The following is a 10,906-nucleotide window of genomic DNA, read 5'->3' as shown; positions in this document are numbered from 1 at the left end:
GGTGAGCACCGTGCCGGCCGGCGCCCCGCCGCACCCGGAGGCGTTCGCCCCCGCCTACGGCGCGGTGGACCTGACGAGCTGCGACCGCGAACCCGTGCACGTGCCCGGCGCCGTGCAGCCGCACGGGGTGCTGCTGGCGGTGGACCGCTCCGCGCACCGCGTCGTCGTCGCCTCCGCCAACGCCGAGGGGTTCTTCGGCCGCCCCCTGGACGCGCTCGTGGGCGCCCCGCTGGCGGAGCTGCTCGGCGCGGAGCTGGCCGGGCGGGTCCGCGAGGCGGACGCGCTGGAGAACCTCGACGAGGCCCTGCACGCCCGCGTGGACGTCCCCGGCGGCGCCGTGGACGCCGACGTGGTGCTGCACCTCTCCGGCGAGCGGCTGCTCGTGGAGGTCGAGCCCCTCGACGGCGCCGCGCCGGCGGTGTCCTACCGCGCCACGCGGGCGGCGATCGCGCGGCTGGCCGGCAGTTCCGGGATCGACGGCCTGTGCGAGCGCCTGGCGCGGGAGGTGCGGGCGGTGACGGGTTTCGACCGCGTCATGGTCTACCGCTTCGACGCGCAGTGGAACGGCGAGGTCGTGGCCGAGGACCGCCGCGAGGACCTCAACGCCTTCCTGGGCCTGCACTACCCCGCCTCCGACATCCCCGCCCAGGCCCGCCGGCTGTACACGCTGAACTGGACCCGGCTGATCGCCGACGTCTCCTACGTCCCCTCGCGCCTGCACCCGCTGCTCGACCCGGCCACCGGTGCCCCGCTGGACCTGTCGCACTCGGTGCTGCGCAGCGTCTCGCCCATCCACGTGGAGTACCTGGAGAACATGGGCGTCACCGCCTCCATGTCGGTCTCCCTGGTCGTGGAGGGCCGGCTGTGGGGCCTGGTGGCCTGCCACCACTACTCCGGCCCGCACCGCCCCGGCTACGACGCGCGCTCGGCGGCGGAGTTCCTGGGGCAGACCGCCTCCCAGCTCGTCGGCGAGCGCGTGCGCTCCGCCGAGCGCGACCGGGCGCTGGCGGCGCAGGAGCTCATGGCCGACATCCTCGCCGTCGTCTCCGCCAGCGACCGCCAGCCGCTGGCCACCCTGGTGGAGGACGGGCGGCTGCTGGACCTGCTGGACGCCGGTGGGGTGGCGGCGTGGACCGGCGACCGGCTGCTCACGCGCGGGGCCGTGCCGCCGTGGGCGCAGCTGCAGCGCACCGCCGCGCTGCTGGCGCGCGCCGACGGGGCGGCCACGTTCACCGACCACCTGGCCGCGCTGAGCCCGGGCCTGGCCGGCGTCGCCGACGTCGCCGCGGGCGCGCTGCGGGTGGGCATCGACGGCGACGGGTGGCTGCTGTGGCTGCGCCCGGAGCAGCCGCGGACCGTGGACTGGGGCGGGGACCCGCACAACGCGAAGATCGCCACCCGTGAGGGCCCGGAGGTGCGCATCAGCCCGCGCACGTCGTTCGAGAAGTGGCGCGAGGTCGTGCGCGGGCGCAGCACCCCCTGGCGGCCCTGGCACGGGGCGACCGCCGACCGGCTGCGCAGCCAGGTCACCGGCGTCATGCTGGGCCGCTCGCGCGGGCAGATCGCCATCGCCGAGTCGCTGCAGCGCGCCGTCGTGCTCGACGAGGCGCCGGCGGTGCCGGGGGTGGAGCTGCTGGCCCGCTACCGCCCCGCCGAGGGCGGCCAGCTCGGCGGGGACTGGTGGGACGCGCTGCCCCTGGACGACGGGCGGGTCGCCGTCGTCGTCGGCGACGTCGCCGGTCACGGCGTGCACGCCGCCGCGGCGATGGCGCAGCTGCGCACCGCGCTGCGCGCGTACCTGCTGGAGGGGCACTCCCCCGCCTCGGCGCTGGACCGCCTCGACGCCCTGGTGGCGACCCTGCTGGGCAACCACACCGCCACCGCCCTCGTGGCCGTCGTGGACGCCGGCGGGGAGGGGCCGGCGGTGGTGGAGCTGGCCAGCGCCGGGCACCCGCCGCCGCTGCTGGTGACCGGCTCGGGCACCACGGCCCTGGAGGTCCCGCCGCGCCCGGTGCTCGGGCTGGGCTTCGGCCCCACGACCGGCCTGGCCACCGAGACGGTGCGCGCGCCGCTGCCTGGGGACGCGCTGCTGCTGCTCTACAGCGACGGCCTGGTGGAGCGGCGCGAGACCGGCCTGGCGGAGACCACCGCCACGCTGGCGCGGGCGGCGACGGGCGCGGCCGCGCGGCTGCCGGCGGGCGGGGGGATGGCCGCGCTGGCCGACCACCTGCTCACCGCCGTCCCCGGCGGCGCCGGGGACGACACCACCCTCGTGCTGGTGCGGGCGGGCGGCGGCTAGGTGTAGAGCGCCTCCTCCTCGGCGGCGAAGGTGCGCAGGACCTCCGCGCGGCGCACCTTCAGGCTGGGCGTGAGGCAGCCGTTGCCCACCGTGAAGTCCTGCCCCAGGACGCGGAAGCGGCGGATCGACTCGGCCCGGCTGACGGAGGCGTTGGCGTGGTCGACCGCGCCCTGCAGCTCCGCGAGCACCGCCGGGTCCTGCCGCGCGGCGGTGAGGCTCAGCCCGGGGCGCCCGTGCAGCTGCCCCCACGCCGTCAGCGCCTGCTCGTCGAGGGTGAGCAGGCACGCCACGTAGGCGCGCCCGTCGCCCACGACGACGGCCTGCGAGATGAGCGGGTGGGTGCGCAGGCGGTCCTCCAGCGGCGCCGGGGCGACGTTCTTGCCGGCGGCGGTGACGAGGATCTCCTTGGCGCGCCCGGTGATGGTGAGGTTCCCCGCCGCGTCCAGGGCGCCGAGGTCGCCGGTGCGGAACCAGCCGTCGCGGAAGGCCGCCGCAGTCTCCTCGGGGCGGTTGAGGTACTCGCGGAACACCCCGATGCCGCGCACGAGGATCTCCCCGTCCTCGGCGACGGCGACCTCGGTGCCCGGCAGCGGCAGCCCGACGCTGCCGATGTGCTGGTCGCCGGGGCGGTTCACGCACGCCGGCGCGGCCGTCTCGGTCAGCCCGTACCCCTCGAACACCGTCAGCCCGGCGCCGCGGAAGAAGTGGTTCAGGTGCTCGCCCAGCGAGGCCCCGCCGGAGACGGCGCGGGTCAGCCGCCCGCCCAGGGTGGTGCGCAGCTTGGCGTACACGAGGTGGTCGAACAGCGCGTGCTGCGCGCGCAGCCGCCGCCCGGGGCCGCCGGCGTCCAGGGCGCGCGAGTACGCCACCGCCGTCGCCTCGGCCCGCGCGAAGATCCCCGCCTTCAGCTTCCCGCCGGCGGCGGCCTTGTTCTGCGCGGCGTCGTGGACCTTCTGGAACACCCGCGGCACGGCCAGCACGAACGTGGGCCGGAAACCCTGCAGGTCCGCGACCAGCTCGCGGGTGTCGGGGGCGAAACCCACCCGCACCCGCGTCGACAGGCACAGCACCTCCACGAACCGCGCCAGGACGTGCGCCAGCGGGATGAACAGCAGCGTGGACGCGCCCGGCTCGTCGAGCATGTCGGGCATGACGGCGTGCGCGTTGCGCACCAGGTCCACGAAGTTCGCGTGGGTCAGCACGCAGCCCTTGGGCCGGCCGGTGGAGCCGGAGGTGTAGACGATCGTGGCGGTGCTCGAGGGTCCTGCGCTCGTGCGGGCGGCCTCCAGCTCCTGCTCGCCCACGCCGGCGCCGGCGGCCGCCAGCTGCTCCAGCGCGCCGTCCTCGACGGTCCACACCTCGCGCAGCGAGGGCACCTGCTCGCGCACCCCGGTCAGCAGGGCGGCGTGCTCGGCGCTCTCCACCACGCACGCCACCGCGGCGGAGTCGGACAGGATCCACTGCACCTGCTCGGGCGAGGAGGTGTCGTACACCGGCACGCCGACGGCGCCGGTGAACCAGCACGCGGCGTCCACCACGGTCCACTCGTAGCGGGTGCGCGACATCAGGCCCACCCGGTCCCCCGGGCGGACCCCGGCGGCCAGCAGCCCCTTGGCCACCGCGCGCGCCGTGGCGGCGAACTCCGCCACGGACACGTCCACCCACGCGCCGGTGGCGTCCTTGCGGCTGACGCACGCCGCCGAGGGGTCCTCGCGCTCCCAGTCCAGGACGAGGTCGCTGAGGTTGCCGGAGGCCGCCGGCGGCACCGCGGGCGGGATGCCGACGGTGCGCAGCGCACCCGCGGGCGCGGGCCCGGGCGCCGCGGCGGGCGCGGCCCCGGGCACGTCGCCGGGGACGGGGGCGGGTGACGTCGTGGACGCGTCAGCAGGCGTCATCGGCTGCTCCTCGTTCGGCGCCGCCGGCCGCGTCCGCGCGGCCGGCGCGGCTCGTCCCGCGACGACCAGCCGGCCACGCCCCACGGCGTAACACTGGTTACGCCGATGATGCGCCCGCGCCGGGGGGCGGTCAAGCACCGCCACCCGCACGGCGCCGCCCGTCACCCCCGGCGCCCCCGTGAGGCCGGGCGCTGCCGGGCGCAGCAGCGCCGGACGGGCCCGGCACCTGCACCGGAGCGTCCCCCACCAGGCGCGGCAGCCACCCCGCCAGCTCCGGCAGCAGCACCATCAGGTCCGGCGCGTCCTCGTCGAGGGCGTCGGCCACGGCCTGGCGCGCCGCGTACAGCGCGGCCACGTAGGCGCCCAGCGGCACGGCGGCGCCGCTGCCGGGCGACCAGCGCTCGCGCTCCTCGCGCAGCAGGTGCGCCAGGCCGGTGACCGCCTCGCGGCGGCGCCGGCGCGCGGGCCGGCCCAGCGCGTCCATCTCCACCGTGAACGCGAAGGCGCTCACCGGGTCCCGCTGCAGGGTCGCCAGGTACGCCCCGAGGAACCCGGCCACGAAGGAGGGCCAGTCCCCGGCGCGGGGGTCGTCGCGGCGCAGCGCCTCGCCCACGACGGCGATGAACCGGTCGTAGGCGGCGCCGATGCAGTCGTCCTTGTCGGCGAAGCACCCGTAGAACGCCGCCCGCGACACCGAGGCCCGCGCGCAGATGTCCCGCACGCTCGCCCCGCGGTAGCCGCCCCCGGCCATCAGCTCGGTCGCGGCGATCATCATGCGCTCGCGCTGGGCGGCGGCCACCCGCTCGGCGGGCAGGTCGTGCCGCCCGCGCGGCAGCGCGGGCGGGCGCGTGAAGAACACGCCGTCGACGACGCCGTCCGCGCCCACCCTCGCCCCCCTCCCGCGCCGGTGCCCGCACCGGTGTCCGCACCGGCGCGCGGGTCCAGTCTCCACGCCGCCGCCGCGGGGCGCGGGCGGGCGGGTCAGAGGAACGCCACCGCGCCGTCCTGCAGGTCGTAGGTGGCCCCCACCACCCGCAGGCGCCCGGCCTGCACGGCCCCGGCGAGCACCGGGTCCGCCTCCAGGGCCGCGACGCCGTCGGCGACGTTCAGGCGCACGGCCTCGTCGAGGCGGTGCGCCTCGTCGACGCCGGCCAGCGCGCGCTCCGCCGCCGGGCGGATGGCGTCGACGAGGGAGTCCACCGCGGTGCCCGAGGGTGCCGAACCGGCCTCGACGGCCTCCAGCGCGGCCTTCACCGCGCCGCACCCCTCGTGGCCCAGGACCACCAGCAGCGGCACGTGCAGGTGCTCCACGCCGTACTGCAGGCTGCCCAGGACGGGCGGTGCGACGACCTGCCCGGCGGTGCGCACCGTGAACAGGTCCCCCAGGTCCTGGTCGAAGACCAGTTCCGGCGGCACGCGCGAGTCCGCGCACGAGAGCACGATGGCGAACGGGTGCTGCCCCTCGGCCAGGTGCAGGCGGTGCGCGGCGGGGTGGGCGTGGTGCACCTCGGGCGCCGCGACGAATCGCGCGTTGCCGGCCCGCAGCAGCTCCAGCGCCTCGTCCGGGTCGCTGACCCGCTCGGGGCGCTCGGGCACCGCGGCCGGCGCCGCCGAGGCGCCGGTGCTGTCGCAGGCGCTGAGCAGCGCGCCCCAGCGGAACACCCCGCGCCGGGTGGCGCCGGGGTCGTCCTCGGGCAGCGTGGTTCCTCCGGTGTTCATCGTTCTCCCCCCGGTGATGCCGCGCGACCCCCCGCCGCGCGGTGCGCACGTCCCCCCTGGACGTGCGACCGGAACGCTAGCCGGGCAGCGCGCGGGGCCCGGGGGAATTTCCGGGTGCGCCGGCGCCGGGCGTCACAGCGGGTCGAGGCGGGCGCGCAGCAGGCAGAACTCGTTGCCCTCGGGGTCGGCCAGGACGTGCCAGGGCTCGCGCCCCGTCTGGCCGACGTCGGCCGGGCGGGCGCCCAGCCGCAGGAGGCGTTCGAGCTCGGCGTCCTGGTCGCGGTCGGTGGCGTTGACGTCGAGGTGCAGGCGGGACCTGCCCGGCGCCGGCTCGTCCTGGCGGCTGAGGACGATCGTCGGCTGCGGGCCGCCGAAACCCTCGCGCGGCCCGATCTCCACCGAGCCGTCGTCCTCGCGGTCGAGCACGACGAAACCCAGCACCTCGCACCAGAACCGCGCCAGCGCCTCGGGGTCGCGGCACCCCAGCACGAGCTCACCGATGCGGCAGGCCACCGCACGCACCTCCCTGGACGCGGGGACGACGAGCGCCACCGTAGCGGGCGGGGCCCGCCCGGGCGAGGTCAGCGCCGGGTTCCGGCGGGGTTCCGGCGGGGTTTCAGCCGGGTTCCGGCGGTGCCCCTCAGAGGACGGCGGCGAGCTGCTCCAGGGCCCGCGCGGGGTCCCCGGCGGGGATGAGCACGGCGCTGGTGACGCCGGCGGCGAACAGCTCCTCCAGCCGGTCGCGCGCCTGCTGCGGGGTGCCGGTGACGGCCAGCCGGCGCACCCACTGCTCGGGCAGGCGGCGGGCGAAGTCCTCGCGGTCGGCGGCCCCGCGGCGCAGCGCGGCCAGCTCGTCGGCGAACGGCAGCGGCGCCAGGTGCGGGGCCCAGTCGGGGTCGCCGATCCACTGCAGGCCCGGGCGCACGGCGGCCAGCGCCTCGGCCTCGTCCTCGTGGACGGCCGCGGCGTTGTAGGCCACCACGCGGTGCGGGCCGGTGGCGGCGATGCGCTCCAGGGCGGCGCGCGCGTACTCGGGGGTGACCGGCTCGGCGAGGACCGTGCCGTCGGCGACGCGGCCGGCCACGGCCAGCGAGCGCGGCCCGCGCACCCCGGCCAGCAGCGGCGGCACCTGCCGCGGCACGCACGCGGGGTCCAGCCGCACCCCGCGCAGCCGCACGGGCCCGTCCCCGCCGGTCTCGACCTCCTCCCCGCGCAGCAGCCGCCGCAGGGCGTCCAGCTGGTCCTCCAGCAGCCGCAGCGGGCTGGCCGGCCACTGCCCGGCCGAGCGCATCCAGTCCGGCATGCCGTGGCCGACGCCGACGTCGAGGCGGCCGGGGAACAGCTGCGCCAGGGTGGCGACCTCCATGGCGGCGAAGGCGGTGTTGCGCGCGCCGGCGGGCAGCACGCCGATGCCCACGCGCACGCGCGCGGTCGCGGCGAGCACGGCCGCGGCCTGGGCGAAACCGCCGCGGAAGCCGAGGTCCTCCACCACCCACAGCTCGTCGAAGCCGAGCTCGTCGGCGCGCCGGGCGAAGGGCACCACGAGGGCGGGGTCGAGGTCGCGGGGGAGCATCACGCCGATGTGGCCGGAGCGGGGCACCGGAACTCCTGTCAGAGACGTCCGAGCGGTCCCGCGCACCGTAGCGGGCGCCGCCACCGCCCCCCCGTAGCATCCCCGGGGACCGCAGCACCGACCCACCGGAACGGAGCCCCCCGTGGCACGACCGCCCCTGCCCCAGGACGTCGCCGCGCTGTTCGCGCAGCCCAACCCCGCCGTCATGGCCACCGTGCACCCCGACGGCCACCCCGTCAGCGTGGCCACCTGGTACCTGCTGGAGGACGACGGGCGGGTGCTGCTGAACTTCGACGCCTCGCGCGCCCGCCTGCGCCACCTGCGCGAGGACCCCCGGGTGTCCCTGACCGCCCTGGCCAGGGACGACTGGTACACGCACGTCAGCGTGCAGGGCCGCGTCGCGGAGTTCCGCGACGACCCCGACCTGGTCGACATCGACCGCCTCTCGCGCCACTACCTGGGCAGCGACTACGGCACCCGCGACCGCGCGCGCGTCAGCGCCCTGGTGGAGGTCGAGCGGTGGCACGGGTGGGGCGCCGCCCAGCAGGGCTGAACGCCCGGGGCGACGCCGCGGGCGCGCCCGCGGCGGCGCCGGGCGTCGAGCTGACGGTCGACCCCGCCCTGCTGCCGCTGCTGCCCGCGCGGGCGCGGCGGGCGGGCCGGCTGCTCGTGCCGCACGAGCCGCACGCCAGCGCCGGGCACGTCGTGCAGTCCGCCGGGGTGCCGCTGACGGAGGTGGGGGTGCTCACCGTGGACGGTGCGCCGGTCTCCCCCGCCGACCGCCCGCCCCCGGGCTCGGTGCTGCACGCCGGCGCGGCGGCGCGCCCGCAGCCGGTGCCCGCCGGGGGTCTCCTGCTCGACGTGCACCTGGGCAGCCTGGCGCGCCGGCTGCGGCTGCTGCTCACCGCCGACCGCGGCCTGCTGGTGCGCCGGGCGCTGGTGCGCGGGGCGCTGGTGCGCGGGGCGGGGGCCGAGGAGCAGCTGGCCGACGTGCTGGACCGGTTCCGCCCGCCGCTCGCGCCGCTGACGCGGTGCACCGCGTGCGGTCGGGTGTACTGGCGCGGCGCGCACGCCCGCCGCATCGACGAGCTGCTGCGGCGGGCGGAACAGCTCACCCGCGGCGGGGGGTGACGCGGGCGCGGCGGACCACGAGCACCCGCACGCGGCCGTGGCGAGCAGCGCCGGCCGCGTGGCCCCCTACCCGGGCCGGGCGGAGGTGCGCGCGGGGGGCCGGAGGTGCCGCGGCGCGGCGGGGCGCAGCGCGCGCCCGGGCCACCAGAACCGCTCGCCCAGGACCGCCACGAGCGCCGGCACGAGCAGGGTGCGCACCAGCAGCGTGTCCAGCAGCACGCCCACGCACACCACGACCCCGATCTGGGTGAGCGTGATGAGCGGCAGGACGCCCAGGACGGTGAACACCGCCGCCAGCAGGACCCCGGCGCTGGTGATGACGCCGCCGGTGACGGCCACGGCGGTGCGGATGCCGGCGCGGGTGCCGGCGCCGGCCGCCTCCTCCTTGGCGCGGGTGACGAGGAAGATGTTGTAGTCCACGCCCAGGGCCACGAGGAACAGCAGCGAGAACAGCGGCACGCCGGTGTCCAGGGCGGGGAAGCCGAACACGTTGGCGAACAGCCAGGTGCCGGCGCCCAGCGCGGCGACGTAGGTGGCCAGCACGGTGGCCACGAGCACCAGCGGCGCCACGAGGGCGCGCAGCAGCACCACCAGGACGGCCAGGACCACCGCGACGACCAGGGGGCCGACGACGAGCAGGTCGCGGGTGCTGGCGGCGCGCTCGTCGACCGCCTCGGCCTCGGTGCCGCCGACGAGGGCGCCGGCGCCGGGCACGGCGCGCACGGCCTCGCGCAGGCGCTGCACGGCGGCGCGGGCGTCGGCGGAGCCGGAGGGCGCCTCCAGGGCGGCGTCGAGCTGCACCAGGCCGCCGGCCTCGCGGGCCACCCGCGCCGAGGCGACGCCGGGCACGGAGGCCGCGGCGGCGGCGACCTCCTCGGCGGAGGCCGCGGCGGCCACGACCCGCGCCGAGGCCGTGCCCTGCTGCGGGTAGTGCCGCTCGAGGGTCTCGGCGCCCTCGACGGCCTCGGCGGCGGTGCGGAACTGCTCGGTCTGCGACAGCCCGAGCTGCGCGCCGCCCAGCCCGGCGCCGAGCACGGCCAGCACGACCGCGGAGACGGCGACCACGGGCCAGGGGCGGCGCACGACGCGCTCGGCGGTCCGCGCCCACCGGCCGCTGCGGGAGCGGTCCTGCGAGCCGGCGCGCGGCACGAACGGCCAGAACAGCCCGCGGCCGCACACGGAGAGCGCGGCGGGCAGCACGAGCAGGCCGAACACGCCGGCGACGACGATGCCGACGGCGGCGTCCACGCCCAGGGAGCGGGTGGCGGGCAGCGCGGCGGCCAGCAGGGCCAGCAGGGCGAGCACGACGGTGGAGGCGCTGGCCAGGACCGCCGGGCCGGCGCCGGCGAGCGCGCGGCGCACGGCCAGGCGCCGGTCGGGGGTGCGGCGCAGCTCCTCGCGGTAGCGGGCGATGAGCAGCAGGGCGTAGTTCGTGCCGGCGCCGAAGACGAGGACGCTGGTGATGCCGGTGCTGGAGGGGTCGGCCGGGGTGCCGGCGAGGCGGTCCACGACGGTGAGCAGCCCGGCGGCGGTCTGGTCGGCGACGCCGACGACGGCCAGCGGCACCAGCCACAGCAGCGGGCTGCGGTAGGTCACCAGCAGCAGCAGGGCGACGACGCCGGCGGTGACCACCAGCAGGCGGGTGTTGGCGCCGGAGAAGGAGTCGGCGATGTCCACGCCGAAGGCGGGCCCGCCGGTGACCTGGGCGCGCAGGCCGGCGGGCAGGTCGGCGCGGGCGGCGGCGCGCACGTCGCCGACGGCGCGGGCGGCCTCCTCGTCGCTGGTGCCCGCGGCCAGGGGCACGACGGCCAGCAGGGCGCGCCCGTCCTCGGAGGGCAGCGCCGGGGAGCCGGGCGCGCCGGCGGCCAGGGGGGCCAGGCGCTGCACGGCGGCGGTGACGGCCCCGCGCTCGGCGGGGCCCAGCGCGCCGCCGTCCCGCCGGGTCCACACCACCAGGGCGGGGGCGCTCTCCTCGCCGGGCAGGGCCTGCAGCAGCTGCGCGGCGCGGGCGGACTCGGCGCCGTCGGGCAGGCGGCCGCCGGCGGCCTGGGAGGGCGGGGCCTCGCCCTCGCCGACGGCGACGGCGCCGGCGAGCAGGACGGCGGCGGCCAGGACGAGCCAGGCGGTGACCCGGCCGGTGACCAGGCGGCCCGCGGCACGGACGAGGGTGGTGTTCTCAGGCACATTCACCTCAGCGACAAAGTTGTTCAGTGACTGAGATGTATAGCACCCGCGCGGTAGGCTGGCGATCCGATGAGCAGCCAGTCCCCCCAGCAGCCCTCCCAGCAG

The 10,906-nt window shown here is 78.3% G+C and carries 9 protein-coding genes; 3 read left to right on the top strand and 6 right to left on the bottom strand.

From position 1 onward, the window contains the following. Positions 1–2,299, top strand: a 2,299-nt coding sequence (locus tag GTR00_RS05885; protein WP_166610701.1) for a SpoIIE family protein phosphatase, incomplete at its 5' end; no start/stop codon positions are given. Here GTR00_RS05885 and GTR00_RS05880 read toward each other — a convergent pair. The 5 genes from GTR00_RS05880 to GTR00_RS05860 all read right to left on the bottom strand — a co-directional run bounded on the left by GTR00_RS05880 (position 2,296) and on the right by GTR00_RS05860 (position 7,486). Next, complete coding sequence (locus GTR00_RS05880) at positions 2,296–4,092, bottom strand: AMP-dependent synthetase/ligase (RefSeq protein ID WP_166610705.1); 1,797 nt, start codon at positions 4,090–4,092, stop codon at positions 2,296–2,298. The two genes, GTR00_RS05885 and GTR00_RS05880, sit on opposite strands and share 4 nt — an antisense overlap. Before the next feature lie 232 nt (positions 4,093–4,324). Further along, the gene (locus tag GTR00_RS05875) at positions 4,325–5,080 is read right to left on the bottom strand and encodes a TetR/AcrR family transcriptional regulator (protein ID WP_205705176.1); all 756 of its coding nucleotides are present in this window, start codon (positions 5,078–5,080) and stop codon (positions 4,325–4,327) included. Between the two features lie 95 nt (positions 5,081–5,175). Then, on the bottom strand, positions 5,176–5,913 hold the full coding sequence (locus GTR00_RS05870) for a carbonic anhydrase (protein WP_166610700.1): 738 nt from the start codon (positions 5,911–5,913) through the stop codon (positions 5,176–5,178). A gap of 132 nt (positions 5,914–6,045) precedes the next feature. Continuing rightward, the gene (locus GTR00_RS05865) at positions 6,046–6,426 is read right to left on the bottom strand and encodes a VOC family protein (RefSeq protein ID WP_166610699.1); all 381 of its coding nucleotides are present in this window, start codon (positions 6,424–6,426) and stop codon (positions 6,046–6,048) included. 127 nt (positions 6,427–6,553) lie between these two features. Beyond that, positions 6,554–7,486, bottom strand: coding sequence for an LLM class flavin-dependent oxidoreductase (locus GTR00_RS05860; RefSeq protein WP_166610703.1), 933 nt, complete (start codon positions 7,484–7,486; stop codon positions 6,554–6,556). Between the two features lie 142 nt (positions 7,487–7,628). On the opposite strand from GTR00_RS05860, the gene GTR00_RS05855 reads away from it, so the two are divergent. Continuing rightward, entirely contained in the window at positions 7,629–8,039 is a 411-nt protein-coding gene (locus tag GTR00_RS05855; RefSeq protein WP_166610698.1) for a TIGR03618 family F420-dependent PPOX class oxidoreductase, read from the top strand. Then, complete coding sequence (locus GTR00_RS24830; RefSeq protein ID WP_205705175.1) at positions 8,006–8,617, top strand: Mut7-C RNAse domain-containing protein; 612 nt, start codon at positions 8,006–8,008, stop codon at positions 8,615–8,617. Before GTR00_RS05855 ends, GTR00_RS24830 begins: the two co-directional genes overlap by 34 nt. A gap of 66 nt (positions 8,618–8,683) precedes the next feature. Here the strand turns inward: GTR00_RS24830 and GTR00_RS05845 are convergent, their stop codons facing one another. Beyond that, on the bottom strand, positions 8,684–10,801 hold the full coding sequence (locus tag GTR00_RS05845) for an MMPL family transporter (protein ID WP_166610697.1): 2,118 nt from the start codon (positions 10,799–10,801) through the stop codon (positions 8,684–8,686). Positions 10,802–10,906 lie beyond the last annotated feature (105 nt).

Source organism: Kineococcus indalonis (assembly GCF_009906395.1).
Taxonomy (GTDB): Bacteria; Actinomycetota; Actinomycetes; order Actinomycetales; family Kineococcaceae; genus Kineococcus; species Kineococcus indalonis.
This window is presented reverse-complemented; position numbering and strand designations above follow the sequence as displayed.

Bases quoted from the DNA above. Each gene is read 5' to 3' on its own strand.
- GTR00_RS05870 (WP_166610700.1), bottom strand. From the start codon at position 5,913: ATGAACACCGGAGGAACCACGCTGCCCGAGGACGACCCCGGCGCCACC.
- GTR00_RS05860 (WP_166610703.1), bottom strand. From the start codon at position 7,486: ATGCTCCCCCGCGACCTCGACCCCGCCCTCGTGGTGCCCTTCGCCCGG.